Source organism: Paenibacillus sp. R-74696 (assembly GCF_055814915.1).
This window is the reverse complement of record NZ_JBPULM010000047.1, coordinates 100,401-117,215: the sequence shown is the minus strand read 5'-3', so window position 1 is coordinate 117,215 and position 16,815 is coordinate 100,401. Positions and strand designations below refer to the sequence as shown.

The window sequence follows — 16,815 nt, the reverse complement described above, 5'->3', positions numbered from 1 at the left end:
GACACGCAAGGAGGCAGCGCGGTAGCGGAAGCGACCGGAGTAAGCGCCGGAGCGAAGATCGCGAAGCCGACGGACCCGACGAGGGTGGGGTATACGTTCGAGGGCTGGTACGGTGAAGCAAGCTATACGACGCTATGGAGCTTCGGCACGGGTACGGTGAGCGGCAATATGACGCTGTATGCGAAATGGGCGGCGATTCCGGCGAGCAACAACGCGAATCTGATTGCGCTTAGCTTGTCGAATGGAAGTTTGAATCCGGCGTTTGTGTCGGACACAACGAGCTATGCGGCGAGCTTGGCGAATGGTGTTAGCAGCCTGAAAGTTAAGCCGACGGCGGCGGATAGCAAGGCTGCAGTGACGGTAAACGGTAAGGCCGTGGAGAGCGGAACGGCTTCGGAAGCGATCAGCCTGAGCGTGGGAAGCAACACGATCACGGTGGCAGTGACTGCGCAGGATGGCACGACAACAAGAACATATAAACTGATCGTGCAAAGAGCGGCAGTCTCGATGGTTAATTCAGCAACACCGATACTGGTAACGCCAGGCATACCAGTATCTATTGAAGTTCCCTTAGGCATAACGGATGCCAATGTTGCCGTCTCTCCGGTACCGGTGGGATCAAACAAAGAAGCGACTCTGCCACTAGTAGACGTAAAAGCGGCTACTTCATTGGGCAATGTGAGCGTTGCAATTCCGGAAGGAACGAAAATTACGGCTCCCGCGAGCTGGGACGGGACAATAAAACTACCGGTCGTACTGAGCACTAGCAGCGTATTGGTTAATAATGCCGAAGTAAACGCCGTCATTGAAGTAGGTTCCTCGGACGTATCATTGACCTTCGATCATGCGGTGCGTTTATTAATCCCGAACATGGGGGGGAAATCGGTCGGGTTTGTAATCGGTGGCGTGTTTACGCCGATCACAGGCACGATTTCGGCGGACACCCAAGCTGCGGCAGACAGTGAAATAGCAGCCGGAGGCGAAGCTAAAATCACCGTTGGCAGCGACATTGTCATTTGGACGAAACACTTCACGAAATTTGTGGCCTATACACCAGTTACGATTACACCGGATACACCTCCTACTGCTGGCAGTGATGGAGGCAGCGCACCATCCAATCGTTTTACGGTTGGCGCATTCTTCAGTGCCGAGTTCACTCTTGGCGACGTTAAGTTTTCAATTCCGGAAGGGGCTACGGACAAAACCATTCATGTAACCGTGGACAAAGTGGCCGATATCTCAAAATTGCCTAAAGATGTTTCCCTTCAATGGATTGGGGATGTTTACGAAGTAAAGAAAAACAGCGATGGAGAATTTATAAAGCCAGTTACGATAGTACTTACTTTTGACAAGTCAAAGGTAGACTTCAACAAGAGTGAAGCAGCAGTCTATTGGCTAAATGAACAAACGAACAAATGGGTGGTACTGGACAATGCGAAGGTGGATCAAGCGAGCGCCACCGTATCCGGTTCTGTCACCCATTTCGGGAAGTTTGCCGTTCTCGTTTCGGAACGAGTTCAGATCCCCTCACCGTCGACAAGCGAAACAATCTTGACCGATATTAAGGGCCACTGGGCAGAAGCTAATATTCGAGATTTAGTTCAAACAGGGGCAATCAACGGATACACGGATAGGACCTTTAAACCAAATGACTCTATTACAAGAGCTGAGTTCGTCTCCATCTTGGTAAAGGCTCTCCGGTTGACAGCGCCAGATAGCAGCGCCTTTGACGATACAACCGACCATTGGGCTAAGGATTTGATTGGTACGGCCGCAGCTTTGGGTATTGTGTCTGGTTTTGAAGATCATACCTTCCGTCCGAACGATCTGATTACTCGTGAGCAAATGGCGGTGATGGTAGTCCGCGCGTTGAAGCTGGATGTTTCAAGTAAGTCCGTCAGCTTTTTGGACAATTCGGATGTTTCCAGTTGGGCAACGGAAGCTATAGCTGCTGCAGCCGAAAACGGGTTAATTAACGGTTATGAGGATGGTACTTTTAGGGCGAAAATCAATACCACTCGTGCAGAGGCTGCTGTCGTCATGCTTAAAGCGATAGCTCTTCATAAATAAGATCATAGAATGGCACCCGATTGGGTGCTTTTCTATTTCGCCGAAAGTCGGGTTCAAGGGAGCTCGTTAACTCTAAATGGATAATGATATTATAATCTTATCTTGCGCGCCAGCCTAGCATGCAACTTTTTCCTCAAGGGATAGGATGGATACAAATCGATTGAAGCTGGTTGTAAACAGTGTTACTCTAACAACGGTAAACACAAAATCTACGGTTTGCAATACATCTAATAAAAGTCTCTATTTCAGTTATAAAGAGAGGAAACATTATGATAAAAGTTGAAAACTTATCCTTCTCATTTCCGCAAAGGAACTATATAAAAACATTTCCTTTACGCTTGAAGAGGCGCAACATTGCGCTTTTATCGGAACAAGCGGCAATGGAAAAAGTTCATTGATAGACATACTGATGGATCCGAAAAGATACCTGTTCGAGGGCAAGCTGGGGTGGCATTCAGGCGTGGTCGAGGCGTAGAAGAGGCGTAGCAGCGTACGCCACGGCGTAGGCTACGGCGTAAGCCGCAGGTCCTCGTGGGCAAGGCGGGGGAGCAAATGGCGTAAAAAGCGTTAACTCTGAATACATGCCTTTTTGAAGCTATGTATGCTTGGATATATTTTTTTTAGATATACATATTTATATTTACTCTTTTTACTCCTTTACGCGCTTCTTTCTGGTGTGGTCTCTAGGGTATCTGTATGTTTTACTCTTGGTGCTTGGGGTAAGGGCATTGTATTTCAAGTCATTTTGGTTGGCTGTCGGTTTATGTTGGGTTCTGCCTCCTGTTCTGCTGCTTACTGTTTGCCAGTCCACTTGGTTGTCGTGGGGCCGTATTTTCTGTTGTCTTACGTTCTCTTACGCTGGTCGGCTGCTTGAAGCTTTGCAAGCTCCACTCATGTTTGGGGCTGGACCGTCATGCGCCGCTAACGCCTCTCGCTCTCCGAACCAATGGCGCTGGGTGCCAAAAGCAGAGCTTTTCGGCTGCGCAGCGGAAATAACGTCTCATTATCGTCAGCGTCAACGTCGCAATGAAGTCAACGATTCAAAGTGGCTCTGCACATGCCGTGACTTTGCTCCTGCCACCACTTCCAGTGCATAACCGACAGCTGGAGTGATTGGAGCTCTGACGCTAGTAACTCTGTAGTCACTGGGGAAGAGGAAGGACAAAAGGATGTATAATAGTGGTTTATTGTTGGATACATCGCCATGTGGGCCGAGTGCCTTGGGCGATGTATTTTTATACTCGAAGTCAACACGGAGTCAACGCTCGCCCTCTGAATCTTTTTTCGCGAAACTTCATGCACCGCATCAATTTATATGTACTTTAATGCACCGCTGTACGACCTTCTGCTTACAAAAAAAAGGCCGCTAGTCTTCCAATTTAGAGTGGCAGTAAAGACCTATTTGTATAAAAATATTCCCTAAGCGCTATCTTACGTCGTGAAGGGAAGGAGCTAACAATCTTTCAACATTGCAAACAAATCAACAGAAAGTCAACAAGTACATTTAATAGATTTTGAAGTTTTAAATATAAAACTTATGGATGAAAGTTCTCACAATTTTTGTCGAAATCTATCATTAAGGCTTAAATAGGTTTGATATCATGGAACGAAAAAGTTATGTGAACCAAAGGAATCATACAATATAGATATTCCCATTAAACCATTTCAACAATGGGTATAATAATTATTTTGAGCTTTTCAACGTATGGGTTATAATTAAATATAATTCTAGAATAAGGATGGGAGGTACCTAATGCTTAGAGGATTTGGAGTTGAGAATTTTAAGGCATTTAAAGAATATAACGGTATGGAGTTTAAGAAAATTAATGTTTTGTTGGGTCCGAATAGTTCAGGTAAATCAAGTTATTTAAAAGGTCTTATGACTATATTTAATTCGCTTAACAATAAAGAATCGGAACCTGCTGTTCACTTGAATGATCAGATTGGTGGGTTTCGCAGCATAGTGTTTGGGAAATTGAACGGACATATAAAGTTTTCTTTTAAGATGAGTAATGAAATAGATGATGATGCATCCGAGTGGCTAGCCTCAACAATATTAAAAGAAAGTATTTCTGAAAGTGGTTCTCTCTTCTTAGCGGCAGTGATTAGGTTTGAGAAATTTGAAGAGAGTTCTCTTAGTGCAACTAAGTATAAAGACTATATTATAAATTATTACAAGAAGTATAGAGAAGGCCCGATAACTGAGATTGTTGTGACCTTAAAAGAGACTCCCAAAAAACCAAATGTTATCCATAGTTTCAAAGTTGAAATGAGTAACGGGGACGAATTTAGTATTTTCATGAGAATTAATTCGTATTATGTTGTATATAATGGTGTGGAAATAGATATTCCTAACATAGTAGAACCGTATAAATTTTATTTTAAATTAAACAGTAAAAAAACAGTCGGACTAGAAGATGAAACTTTATTATTACTCATGCAAGTAGAGTTTGCACTTAAAGAATTTGAGTATAAGATGAATTATTATATGAAAAACTTTATTCATATTGAACCATTTAGATATGAACCAACAAGATCGGAATTAGTTACTAATTTCAAGTTTAATTCTGTGGGACCAAAAGGTGAGAATACACTAAGTACAGTGATTGGTCTGAATGAGGATAGAGGCAGTAGTAATTCTAAGAGATTATTAAAGGAAAGGGTAAATCATTGGCTAGAGGAGTTTGATTTAGCACAAGCAGTAGATGTTGATGAATTGAAAAATAGTACATATTCATTAATCATTAAAAATAAGTTTACAGGACATTTAAGTAATATTGTTGATGTTGGAGTTGGAACATCGCAATTACTACCAATCATTATTGAATCTGTGATTTCTCCCAAAGGAAGTGTTCTATTAATTGAAGAACCAGAAACACATATTCATCCTAATGCACAGGCGAAGTTAGGGGAATTATTTGTTGATTGTGTAAAAAGTTACGAAAAAAGTTTTTTTATTGAGACCCATAGTATGTACTTGATAAGGCAGTTTCAAATAATGATTGCAAAAAAGGTAATAAATTCAGAAGATATCGGTATTTACTATTTTGATCAAACTGAAAATGGGAGTCATATAAAAAATATGGTTTTATCTAGTAATGGTCAATTTGAAGAAGAGTTTCCTAAAGGATTTTTTGACGTTCCTTTTCAGTTAACAAAAACATTCATGGAATCAATATAGTTGGGGATGGCTAATGAAACTACAACTCACTGTACATGGGGAATTATTAGAAGATTTGTTTCGGCCTAATGGAGAAGCAAAAAAGCTGATTACTGCTGGAAGATTAATAAACCATACACTTGTTGCAAGTAAAGAGCTATTAGAACTATGGGAAAAAGATATGCAAAAATGTGGATTGTTAGAGCTATATCAAAGCTGGTTATTTGATATAATGTCTTCAAGGGAACAATTTAAGAAAGTAGTTTTATCCGAAGTTGAAAAGACTGAATCTGTTTATAATGAAGTTGAAGATATTCTCATTAGAACAGCAAGAGAGTCTGATACAAAAATAGTTGTAGGTGATGTTTCTAGTACTAGCATGAGAGTGAATACAAATATTCAGTTTGTAAGTAAGAAAATCCTGTCTACCACCAAGAGACAACAAATAACAATGGAATATATTAAAGAACACTACAATCAATCCATACCGCTAAAAAGATATATATTTGATATGTTCGAAACACCTATTTCATTAGAAGTTAGTAAAGATTCCTCTTCAGATAATCTTGCGAAATATTTATCTGAGTTTTATGACACTAAGATGCTTATTATTCAAGATGTGTATCTTGCTGATACGCAGCAGAATGAAACTAATTTCGAACAATATATTGTACCTTATATTGATATGTTATCTTGTAATGTTACTTTGATTATTTCTACTGAGACTGGGAGGAATAAAAAGAAGCAGTTGGAGGATAGGTATAAAGTAAACGTTAAATGTATACCTCAGAATAAGGATAAGTTACATGAAGGTTTTATAAAGACTTCGAAATTTAGAATTACTATTCCATATCGGCTATACTTATTTGGTTCAAAGGGAAAGAATAGTTCCGATTTTATTACTATTACAAAATGTTAATTGAAAGCATCATTGTGTCTCCCTAAGTGGGGCGTAATGATGCTTTTTGAATTTACTATAAAGATGACATGGGTGAGAAAGAATTAATCAGTTAAAGGAAGGGAACAATTAAAAAAGAAGGGTAATAAGAATAGTGTGTGCCTCTTTGGTATATGCTATAGAAAGCCTTATATGGATGGAGGGATTAAAATGATAGGAAAGAGTTATATCACGAAAGGTGAATTCAAAAGATTAAACTTATTCGTAGGTGAGAATGGCTCAGGAAGAAGTTCATTGATCCATGAATTGAAAGTTCTGTTTAATAACGAAGAAAAAATATTAGAACTTTTGGGGATTAATGAATTATTTACAATAAATAATCAAAAAAATGAAATCGAGAATGATTCAAAAAATTCAGTCCAATTTTGGGCCGATTACTTTGGTTATAATGCAAGTGATTTAATAAAACAAAATCCTCAAAGTTCTAGCCAAAAACAATTACTAAATATATTAGAGCAATTCTATGGCACACATAAAATACCTCTAGTATTCCTAGATGAACCTGAATTACATTTTCATCCCAATAAGCATGAAAAATTATCGGAATTAATTAATTATTTTTCGAAAAATAGTAATTTAGTTGTATTTGTTGTTACCAATAGTCCTTTTCTTGTTAAGTCTTTTCAGCTCATGATATATGCAAGACAAGTTTCATTAGGGGATTTGGGGATATATTATTTTCAAGAAAAAGATAGCCGTATAGAATTCAGAGAACTATTCATGAACGTAGATGGCCAATTCTTACATACATATCCGGATGATTTATTTGAAATATTTCATAAGATAAATCAAAAGTTCTATTCATAGGGGAATTTTCTTTTTTTGTGTGATATAAGGACTATAGTATTAATGCGGGGTGGTAAGAGATGTATATTAGGCATGCCCAGCATAGGTCGAGGCAAGAGAATACATGCTCTTGGAGCCGCCAAGCTCAGGGATCTACAAGCGATAGAAGCCTTTGGGCACACGCAGAGCCACATAACAGACATATATGCCGCTCAGTGCCACTCCACCCGAACATACATGCCCCAAGGTGTTTATTGCATACTAAAAATGCTGAAGATTGCAGCGTAAAAATGCTCAAGTAACGTGCAAAAAAAGGCACTTGCCAGCACCTCATTATTTCTCCTATCGTTAGGTTTGCGAGAACGCGACGAAGGAGACTGGAAGGATGCTGAAAATGCCTCAACAAGAGTATATCAAATTTTTACGTGAAGCAGAAGGCTGCTCGGTAAATGAGATTGCAAGACAGGTGGGCGTCCACTGGCGAAAGGCCAAACGCTATGCCGATCAGGACAATTGGAATGCCGAGTGGGGTAAACGGAAAAGCAGCAGCCCCGTGATGGGGCCGTTTATGGAGGTAGTCGATACGTGGCTAGAGGAAGACCAGTTGCTTCCACGCAAGCAACGTCACACCGGCGTCCGAATCTTTCAGCGACTGAAAGAGGAGTACGCATTTCCTGGCGGACAACGCACCGTCCTGGCCTACGTCAAGAAGCGAAAAAGCGACATGCAACTGGAACGTGCCAAAACCTATGAACGGTTAGAGCATCCTCCCGGAGAAGGCCAGGTTGACTTCACCACCATTCAGGTCAGCCGAGACCAGAAGTTGCTTACCTACAAACTGCTGGTGGTCTCTTTTCCTCACAGCAATGCGGCCTTTGTGTTCCCGACTCCGGCGGAGAACCAAGAATGTTTTTTGGAAGGGATGAAGCGATGCTTTGAACAGATGGGCGGCGTTCCTCGGCGCATCTGGTTCGACAATCTGTCAGTCGCCGTGGTTCACATCGAGAAGCACGGCGAGCGACAACTGACGGATGGCTTCCAGCGCTTTTGCGCCCACTACCGGATGGAGGCCGTATTTTGCAATCCCTACAGTGGCCATGAGAAAGGGCATGTAGAAAGCAAATGCGGCTATTTCAAGCGTAACTGGGCGGTGCCCCTTCCCGTTTATGAAAGCCACGAGCAACTGGCCGACTTCTTTGCCGAGCAGGCGAGACAAGACCAGGAACGCCCTCATTATGCCAAAGGAGAGCGAATAAGCGACCTGTGGGAAGCGGACCGACGCCATCTGCTCCAGTTGCCGGAAACCGGTTATGAGCCCTTCCGTATGAGCGCAGCGGTGGTCAACAAATACGGAAAAATCCGGGTCGAGGGAGCCGCGATTCCGCTGGTGGGACTGGTTTCACCCGGAAGGGAGGTGCTCATCCAGACGTTTTGGGATCGGCTCGTGATTCGAACTCAGGAGTAGCAACTCGTGCGGGAAGTGCCGCGTCCGTATACGGGAAGAACGGCTGAAATCCCGTGGACGCAGGTGTTTACGAATCTATTGCGCAAGCCTCGCAGCGTCACACATTCGCAGTTTGTTCGCATGCTGCCCGAGGCGATTCGGCAGTACGTGGGGGTGGCCGATCTGACCCTGCGAAAGGAGCGCCTACAAGCGCTGACCCACTGGTGCGGCGTATACCCGATGGAACAAATCCAGCGTGTGCTTGAGGAGGCGGGCGATGAAGCAACCGTTACTCAGTTGACGGCAGCACTGGGCTTAGAGCAAGCAAGCCGGGACATTCCGGCGACTTGGGCGGAGACGCTTTCTCCACCCGGGACTCAGTAAACCGAAACGCTTCAGCGTTATGACCGCTTGATGGGGGTGAACTGAAATGAGACCCGATCTGACGGAATTGTGCCGACAGCTCAGACTGGCCCATGTGGTGGAGTACGTCGTACAGCAGCAGGACGAACAAATGAACGAACTCGTCGAACGGCTGCTTGTGGCCGAGAAGGAAGGACGGCGCAGGGCCAAACTGGGTAAGCTCGTGCAGCAGGCGGGATTTCCCCACTTGAAGACGTTTGATGGGTATGTGGATGGCCATATTACCATATTACGTTTCCTGGTGGGCAAACGCTGGAAGGGCTAAGGGAGATGACCTGGCTGTCGCGCAGGGAGAATTTGCTGCTGATGGGCGCGGTGGGGACGGGTAACACCCACATGGCTACCGCACTCGGAGTGGAAGCATGCAGGCGAGGACAGGCTGTGTAATTTTACCGGGCCTCGGATCTGGTAGCGGTCCTGCAAGAAAAATTCGCGGTTGGCGCGCTCAGTCGCTTTCGGGAGAAGCTGAAGAAGGTAGATCTGCTCATCCTAGACGAGGTCGGCTATGTACCGTTTAGCCAAACGGGCTCGGAGCTGTTGTTTAACGTGATTGCCGATTGCTATGAACAGCAAAGCGTGATCGTAACTTCCAATCTGGAATTCGGCCAATGGACCTCGATTTTTTGGGACACCAAGCTTACGTCGGCCCTCGTCGATCGTCTGGTACACCATGCCCATATTCTCTCCTTCACCGGCGAGAGTCTTCGGCTCAAGCAAGCGATGGAACGTATTCCACAGTAAGGTTTTAGCTGGCAAGTGCACTTGGCACTTTTCGCAGCAAAACTCTGCATTTTTCACTTGCAAAAAACAACCCGCGGAACCCTGTCGCCACTGGCGACTATAGTAAGCGGATTTTGAATACAGCGCTATGTGGGCTGAGTGCCTGGGGCGATGTATTTTTTATGCTTGAAATCAACAAGGAGACCGCGTGCAGCCTAGACAGCACGCGGTCCTTCTCATGGAAGCACGTTGATTGGACTTGCTCTAAGAATAAGAGATGGGAGACCGCGCCGGACGTGGGTTGAAGAGCTGCAGCGGCCCAAATTTGCTAATTTGTTTAAACCATCATCCCGATATCATGCTGACCGACGATAAGCTTCACTGGCTCGAGGTAAACTCGCGTGAGCGTCGGTCGCGCGATGAGATCGATTTCGATATCCGTGATTTGATAACGAGCGATTTTGCCATCCCTTTTATCGTAAACGACATTGAATTCCTTCAATCCTACTTGTTGAATCAGAACGGAGGACCCGATCGACAAGGCAGCCGTTTCGAACTCCCCATGATCGAATAACACTTCCGAAATAATTTCATCGTTCATATCCACAATCGTGACCTGTTGGCAAAACTGGTATTGCATTCGCAGACATCTCCTTTAGGTGGTATTGATGCAGAATGAGTGGATTGGATGCCCCATGCCGCTCTTCTTACTTTATCGGATAAATCGGGCTGCCCGTATAGCGTGATTTTTATCAATTCTTTTTATTCTTCTAAGCGTGTTAGTATACTTTCAAAGTAATATGGTACTTTGACCACCAAGGGATAGGATACAAACCGGTTGAAGTTGGCTGTGAACAGTGTTACTCTAACAACGGTAAACTCAAGATATATAGCTTGCCATACACCTAGTAATAGTCACTATTTTAGTTTTAGAGAAAGGAAATACTTATGATAAAAGTTGATAACTTATCCTTCTCATTTCCGCAAAAAGAACTATATAAAAACATATCATTTACGCTTGAGGAGGCACAACATTGCGCTTTTATAGGAACAAGTGGCAATGGTAAAAGTACATTAATAGATATGTTAATGGATCCAGAAAGATATTTGTTCGAAGGCAAGTTAGTAATAGACCCGACTTGCAAGATTGGACACGTAAGTCAATTTCCACAAATCGACACAACGAAAGAAACAACCGTTTATGAATATTTAGGGGAAGAATTTATTAAGATACAAAATGAAATAACAGCTATTTGTACGGAGATGGAAACATCATCGGATATTGATTCCTTATTAGAAAAATATCAATTAGCTTTAGACGCATTGGAATTAATTGGCGGGGAGGATTTTGAAAGCAACCTTAATAAAAAACTTAATCTAGCAAACCTTATGAAGCTTAAAGATCTTAACGTATCTGACCTGAGCGGTGGGGAATTCAAGCTCATTCAAGTGATGAAGGAAATGCTTAGTAGTCCAGACTTAATGATTATGGACGAACCAGATGTATTTCTAGACTTTGAAAACCTAAATGCGCTTAAGAATCTTATTAATTCTCACAAGGGAATGCTGCTAGTTGTTACGCACAACCGATATCTTTTGAATCATTGCTTCAACAAAGTTATACACCTCGAAAACACAGAGATCCAAGAGTTTGATGGGCGTTATATGGATTATACCTTCTCATTACTTCAGACTAAAGTTGAGTTACAAGAGCTCAAAGTGGCTGAGGATGAAGAAATAGAGAGAAACGAGAATATCATTAATAATCTTAGAGCTATTGCAACTTATAATTCAGAAGCATCTAGAGGCAAAGCATTAAAAGCTAGAGTCAAGTTTCAAGAAAGATTGGAAGCACGTAGAATTAAAGCACCATTTGTTGATATTAAGCAACCGAATATTAGTTTTGGTATGGATAATGAAATGGAAGACGCCATTGTTGTAAATGTGAATAATTATAGTGTTGCCTTTGATGAATTGCTTTTAGACAATGTTGACTTTGAGATAAAATCTACGGACAAAGTAGCCATTATTGGTTCGAACGGTACCGGGAAAACGACTTTACTCCGAGATATTTTTAAAAATAATCATGAATCAATTGAAATAAATGCTGGTGTTAAAGTGGCTTATTTATCTCAAAATCAAGGCGAAGTGCTAAAGGTATCTAATACAATACTAGAAGAATTCATCGACGCTGGGTTTAAAACTTATGATGAAGTTAGAACGTATATTGCAAACTATGGTTTTGAAGGAGAAATCGTTAATCAAAAGATAGAATCTCTATCTGGTGGAGAAAAAAATATGCTGCAATTGGCTAAAGCTGCTGCCAGTAAAGCAAACGTATTGCTTCTTGATGAACCGACAAGCCACTTAGACATCTATTCCCAAATAGCACTGGAGAAAGCTATTGAAGGCTATAAAGGTGCGATTCTGATGATTTCTCATGATTTTTATTCAGTTGTAAATGGTATGGATTATGTTTTAATTATTGAGAATAAGACGATTAGGAAAATGACTATTAAAAAATTTAGACAGATGATTTATGCTAGTCATTTCGATAGGGACTATCTTGTAACGGAACAAAATAAAAGATTAGTTGAAATGAAAATAGAGTTGGCTTTAAAAGATACTGATTTTGAACTTGCAAAAGTATTGGTTGATGAGTTGGAAGAGCTGATTAAGTCGCTTTAAATTATAACCTTCTGATTACATTGAATACTCCACAAGAATTAGAAGAACATATTAGACATCTAGGTCGTTCACTATCAAGAACAAGAGCAGGTTATCGAAAAGATAGCCCGTTCTTTTTTTGTGTGAAAAATGAGAAAAAGAATTTGACAAGTAGGTGGGAATGTACAAAGGAAATTAAACTCGAAAGAAAAAGTTGCACTGTGGAACGGTTATGCAACTCCTGATGGCAATGTTCACTCTCTTTTTGCGATCAACCCAATTACGGAGCAATTCTAGCAAATGATAATATGCAATAAAGTTTCATGAATTTCAATGTAACTTGATAATGCTATCGGTTTACGGAAATAACGGGGAAAAAGATAAGAATATGGTACAATTTATTAAGATTAATTATAGCTTGTATATTAGAGAGGGGAAATTAACTTGCTGAAAAAGAAATGGGTAAGTACTGTAGGAATCGCATTATTAGCTTTAATGATGATCTCTGTGCATTATGTGCAGGCAGCTGGAATATCGTTGATCGTGAATGGAAGTTCAATAGAACAGAAGGTTCCTCCTGTCGTAAAGGATGGGAAGGTTCTTATTTCCGTTAAAAATGCTGCGGATATGTTTGAATCTAAGTATCGCTGGGACAATCAAACCAAGACATTGACGCTGTCTGATGACAAGTTTACCGTGTTATTCGTTCTTGAACGCGCATCGGCAATCGTTACTATCGGTACGGAGACTACGGAGGTAGCATTAGAGCAGTCGGCACAATTAGTGAATGGCAGCTTGATGGTTCCAGCTCGTTTCCTAGTGGAGTTATACGGAGGCAAGGTGGTGTGGGATCAGACGCTTCAAACATTACATATTACAATGGATGAAGCAATGGAGCCTGCTCTGCCTGGAGCTAAAGGCGACCAAGGCGACCAAGGCGATAAAGGTGACAAAGGTGAAACGGGGTCAACGGGGTCAACGGGAGCAACTGGGGCAGCAGGCGCCAAGGGTGATAAGGGAGACAACGGCGATCCAGGAGCAACGGGTGCAACAGGAACGGCAGGTGCCAAAGGTGATAAGGGAGATAAGGGAGATAAAGGCGATCCAGGTGCAGCAGGTCCAGTAGGCCCAGCGGGTCCGATAGGCGAGACGGGTTCTGCTGGTGCAACTGGACCAGCAGGGACTTCTTATACATCTGAAGGGTTTTCGGCTGCTGGTGCAACCACTGCAAATAGTAGTATGCAATTTACAAGTTGGAGTGTGGCTTCCCCACATTATTCGAGTCCTACGTTTAATGCTGCTACTGGGATATTTACGGCGCCGGAGACCGGCAAGTATGCCATAAATGCAACTGTTAACTATAATACAACTGCTGCACTCAGCGTAAGCCTAGGTAGCGGTGTCAACCCAATTTTCACCGTAAAGAAAAATGCCAACTCTGATTTAATAAAAGGTAACTTGCCTATTTTAAATGTTAATATGCCTTTAGTCTTAACTATGAGAGCCCTACTTGAGAGCGCAACGGTGACACTATCTGGTGATGTTCAGTTGCAAGCAGGCGATCAAGTTGGATTATATTATGAAGCTAACGGTCTTACCATTAATCTCAATATGGATGCGGTATGGTCGATTCATCGGTTGTCCTAAGACGAGGCTGTATGAGGAGAGGGCATACCTCTCAAAATAGAAATGCATATTACTAGAAATAAATCTGGGCCGTTTTCTTTGTGATATGCTCTCATCATAGTAGACAGAAGAAAAACAAAACTCTACTTCTATCATTACGGGAATTTTTATAATTAAAAGAAATAAATATATAAATACTGTGTATATTACCAGGTATATGCATGGATTCGTAAATCTTAAGCAAGTGGCGCAGAGGCCGTACAGGACCCCCGGGGCCGAAAGAAGCCGCTAGAGGAGCTCAATGAACAGGACCGCTTAAAGCTTCAAATCAAGGAATTTGAAGCGCGCAATGAGTATCTGAATATGGAGAATGCACTCACAAAAAAGTTGGCAGAGATCCGGCAAAGAAATGAATCCCATAGCTGGAGTGTTTGGAGCTCGGATAGCGGGAATCTGGTGGCTCCGGGGGAACAATAAGAACTGAGAAGCATAAAATAGTATGTAAAAGTATATTACATCACCATGTGGACTTCGTGCCTTAGGCGATATATTCTTTATGTTTTGAGTTAACATGGAATCAGCATGTAACCGTTGAAAATATTTTCATAGAGGCCGAAACTGAGCTTATGCTCTTATGCTCTTATGCTCTTATGTTCTCTGCTATAGTTCACTGTACAGATACATCTAAACCATCACTACTTCCATTTCGCTTGTTTACTTGGTCCATCGTTGTATGAAATTAAATGATGTTTGAACTTATTTCATAGATTGCGTAATTGGAAAACTGCAAGCGTTGTTCATTCAAGGAGAAGAGAACAAAAAAAGAAGTCATTCATCTCCAACATGAGGGGTGAATGGCTTCTTTTCTTGCTATTCGTATCGTCTCCATTGGAAGGGGCACGCCCTACTTGTCACTTAAGCACAGAGCAGCACCAAGTACACCATGCCTGCTTAACTGTAGAATTGCCAGAATACAAGCAGTCCTAACAGAACAACGATCATCGTCATAAGCAGAATGGCTGCCCACTTGTCATGGGTAGTTGAAGCAGGCCATTTCTTCTTCCAGGATAGCAGCAGTGCCGCCATGAACAATACGGCCAGTCCAGTCAGACCATAGTTAACTAAAATCTGCGGATACACCTCGGCATAGGCACGCTCATAGTTGCTGAGCATCCGCAAGGCGAGAACCAGATTGTTCGTCACAATACTGGTACCTGTAAAGGTGAGGCCAATTACTAGTTTGCGGCTGAAGGCATAAGGTGCAGGGCGTGTTCTGGATCTCAGCTTGTTTAAGATCGCCTGCACCAGCCATATAAACGGGGCAATTATGAAATAGACGATGGCCAGTACTGCCAACGCAGCACTCAAGAGCAGAACCGGCATTGATTTACTGTCAGGCAGCGGCAAATAATCAGACGTATATACCGAGACTATCTCTACCTTGTCATTACTGACAGTGGCATGCAGCATTGGCCAGGCATCGAGCGCCGAGTCGCCGCTCACTTTTACATAGAGATAAGGCTGAACCTGCTTATAGCTTCCACTCATACCTGCAAGTGAAACATGGAGCTGATTTGCTCCCTGCGGCTTTAGCTTCATCAGCGTAAGATAGGGGAATAGATTCATGAAACCATGTTCAGGGCGGCGCGCGGCCACGAACTCACCTTGCATCTCAGAAGCATCCGGCAGATTGACAGCATCCACCTGCTCACGTGTGCCCACTATTGTTTTAGCCAGACCATGAACAATATTAAATTCGCTGGCCTGGTTCGTCATAATGATAATTGCAAACCGGTCTTCAGGCACGATCAGCAGGTTGGTAGCAAAAGCAATCGTATTCCCGCCATGTCCCAATGTCCGGTGCAGTCCGGGATATTCCCAAAATCCATGAGCAATGCCCGGCATTTCTTCAGCTGAGGCATAACTCTGGGTTAGCATTGTGCCTAGCGTCTCCGGATTCTCGAACAGCGGTGATTGCTCCCCGGCTGCAGGCAGGAATGCCATTGCAAACTTAGCGAGATCTTCCGCAGTGCCGTTATTGCCGCCATTAGGGTACATGGACATATAATTCCAAGATCCCTGTGTAAAGGACCCTTCTCCTTTGAAGAAATAACCTTTAGCTTTAAGCTCCATTAACTCCGGGCGATCCTCTATGACAGAATAAGCAATGGAATCCTCCATGCCTAGGGGATCAAAGATATGCTGCTGAACGTATTCATGAAAAGGCTGATCGCTGATCCTCTCCACAATATAGGCAGCCAGTGTGTTGCTATAGTTTGAATAGGCCACAGCTTTACCAGGCCTGTAAATCTGTACAGGCTGGGCAAGCTGTAGTCCCTCCTCCAGCGACCGCACTTCCTTAGGGGATTGATAGGCCATATCGAACATATACTCTTCGAATCCGGCATTGTGGTTCATCAGATTGAGCATCGTTATTGGATCATCATATTTCAGCTTGGTTAGGAAATTTGCCGGTAAATAAACGCGGATATCTTCATTTAAATCGATTTTCTTTTGTTCAGCCAGCTGCATCACGGACGTCCATACTGCAAGCTTGCTGATTGAGCCCCACTCCATTACCGTATTCGTCGAGACAGGGATTTGCTGCTCCACGTCGGCGTAGCCGTAACCCTTGGACAGCACCACCCGGCCATCTTTCACCATAACAACAGACGCACCGACCGTTTGTTGTCCTATGTACTCTCTTACATAGTTGTCGACAAAAGCTTCCAAACCGGCCAACGGAATTCCGGAAGGGGTTGCTCCCTCTACTCCGCCGCTAACTTTCTCTGCTGCTATTGCTGTGATACTACTGGATAGAAACAATAGTATAGAGAACACAAGTGCAAATCCTTTTCTTAACAATGAAACCTCTCCTTTAGTTAGGTGAATTCATCCAGTTTCCCTATTTTAACAAAAACTTTCACACATAACCGTATAATCTTGTGGAAGTAAGCTCCA

Annotated in this window: 11 protein-coding genes and 2 pseudogenes; 11 read left to right on the top strand and 2 right to left on the bottom strand. The window is 42.8% G+C overall.

Features of this window, described 5'->3' with window-relative positions; translation table 11 throughout:
• The 9 genes and pseudogenes from ACSR9A_RS28025 to ACSR9A_RS27985 form a co-directional block, all read left to right on the top strand.
• Positions 1 to 2,070: S-layer homology domain-containing protein (locus ACSR9A_RS28025; RefSeq protein ID WP_473761429.1), on the top strand; the 2,070-nt coding region annotated here is incomplete at its 5' end.
• 269 nt (positions 2,071 to 2,339) lie between these two features.
• Positions 2,340 to 2,515 (top strand): annotated as a pseudogene (locus tag ACSR9A_RS28020) (ATP-binding cassette domain-containing protein); the annotation flags it as partial.
• Between the two features lie 1,308 nt (positions 2,516 to 3,823).
• Positions 3,824 to 5,251, top strand: coding sequence for a DUF3696 domain-containing protein (locus ACSR9A_RS28015; protein WP_473761427.1), 1,428 nt, complete (start codon positions 3,824 to 3,826; stop codon positions 5,249 to 5,251).
• Between the two features lie 13 nt (positions 5,252 to 5,264).
• Positions 5,265 to 6,149 carry a hypothetical protein gene (locus ACSR9A_RS28010; protein ID WP_473761425.1) on the top strand — a complete coding sequence of 295 codons (885 nt, stop codon included), beginning with the start codon at positions 5,265 to 5,267 and terminating at the stop codon, positions 6,147 to 6,149.
• 189 nt (positions 6,150 to 6,338) lie between these two features.
• Positions 6,339 to 6,995, top strand: a complete 657-nt coding sequence (locus ACSR9A_RS28005; protein ID WP_473761423.1) for an AAA family ATPase — start codon at positions 6,339 to 6,341, stop codon at positions 6,993 to 6,995.
• Positions 6,996 to 7,359: 364 nt separating this feature from the next.
• Complete coding sequence (gene istA / locus ACSR9A_RS28000) at positions 7,360 to 8,439, top strand: IS21 family transposase (protein WP_473761422.1); 1,080 nt, start codon at positions 7,360 to 7,362, stop codon at positions 8,437 to 8,439.
• Between the two features lie 6 nt (positions 8,440 to 8,445).
• Positions 8,446 to 8,802 carry a hypothetical protein gene (locus ACSR9A_RS27995; RefSeq protein ID WP_473761420.1) on the top strand — a complete coding sequence of 119 codons (357 nt, stop codon included), beginning with the start codon at positions 8,446 to 8,448 and terminating at the stop codon, positions 8,800 to 8,802.
• A gap of 46 nt (positions 8,803 to 8,848) precedes the next feature.
• The gene (locus ACSR9A_RS27990) at positions 8,849 to 9,106 is read left to right on the top strand and encodes a hypothetical protein (RefSeq protein WP_473761418.1); all 258 of its coding nucleotides are present in this window, start codon (positions 8,849 to 8,851) and stop codon (positions 9,104 to 9,106) included.
• Positions 9,107 to 9,111: 5 nt separating this feature from the next.
• A pseudogene (locus ACSR9A_RS27985) lies at positions 9,112 to 9,582 on the top strand (ATP-binding protein).
• 316 nt (positions 9,583 to 9,898) lie between these two features.
• Here the strand turns inward: ACSR9A_RS27985 and ACSR9A_RS27980 are convergent.
• On the bottom strand, positions 9,899 to 10,201 hold the full coding sequence (locus tag ACSR9A_RS27980) for a hypothetical protein (RefSeq protein ID WP_473761416.1): 303 nt from the start codon (positions 10,199 to 10,201) through the stop codon (positions 9,899 to 9,901).
• Between the two features lie 308 nt (positions 10,202 to 10,509).
• Here ACSR9A_RS27980 and ACSR9A_RS27975 point away from each other — a divergent pair, with 308 nt between their 5' ends.
• On the top strand, positions 10,510 to 12,249 hold the full coding sequence (locus ACSR9A_RS27975) for an ABC-F family ATP-binding cassette domain-containing protein (RefSeq protein ID WP_473761414.1): 1,740 nt from the start codon (positions 10,510 to 10,512) through the stop codon (positions 12,247 to 12,249).
• Between the two features lie 423 nt (positions 12,250 to 12,672).
• Complete coding sequence (locus tag ACSR9A_RS27970; protein WP_473761412.1) at positions 12,673 to 13,875, top strand: copper amine oxidase N-terminal domain-containing protein; 1,203 nt, start codon at positions 12,673 to 12,675, stop codon at positions 13,873 to 13,875.
• Between the two features lie 930 nt (positions 13,876 to 14,805).
• On the opposite strand, the gene ACSR9A_RS27965 is transcribed toward ACSR9A_RS27970, so the two are convergent.
• Positions 14,806 to 16,719, bottom strand: a complete 1,914-nt coding sequence (locus ACSR9A_RS27965; RefSeq protein WP_473761411.1) for a serine hydrolase domain-containing protein — start codon at positions 16,717 to 16,719, stop codon at positions 14,806 to 14,808.
• Positions 16,720 to 16,815 lie beyond the last annotated feature (96 nt).

Excerpts from the sequence above, each read along its gene's own strand:
- ACSR9A_RS27975 (WP_473761414.1), top strand. The coding sequence starts at position 10,510 with ATGATAAAAGTTGATAACTTATCCTTCTCATTTCCGCAAAAAGAACTA.
- ACSR9A_RS28005 (WP_473761423.1), top strand. The coding sequence starts at position 6,339 with ATGATAGGAAAGAGTTATATCACGAAAGGTGAATTCAAAAGATTAAAC.
- ACSR9A_RS28015 (WP_473761427.1), top strand. The coding sequence starts at position 3,824 with ATGCTTAGAGGATTTGGAGTTGAGAATTTTAAGGCATTTAAAGAATAT.
- istA (WP_473761422.1), top strand. The coding sequence starts at position 7,360 with ATGCTGAAAATGCCTCAACAAGAGTATATCAAATTTTTACGTGAAGCA.
- ACSR9A_RS28010 (WP_473761425.1), top strand. The coding sequence starts at position 5,265 with ATGAAACTACAACTCACTGTACATGGGGAATTATTAGAAGATTTGTTT.
- ACSR9A_RS27980 (WP_473761416.1), bottom strand. The coding sequence starts at position 10,201 with ATGCAATACCAGTTTTGCCAACAGGTCACGATTGTGGATATGAACGAT.
- ACSR9A_RS27990 (WP_473761418.1), top strand. The coding sequence starts at position 8,849 with ATGAGACCCGATCTGACGGAATTGTGCCGACAGCTCAGACTGGCCCAT.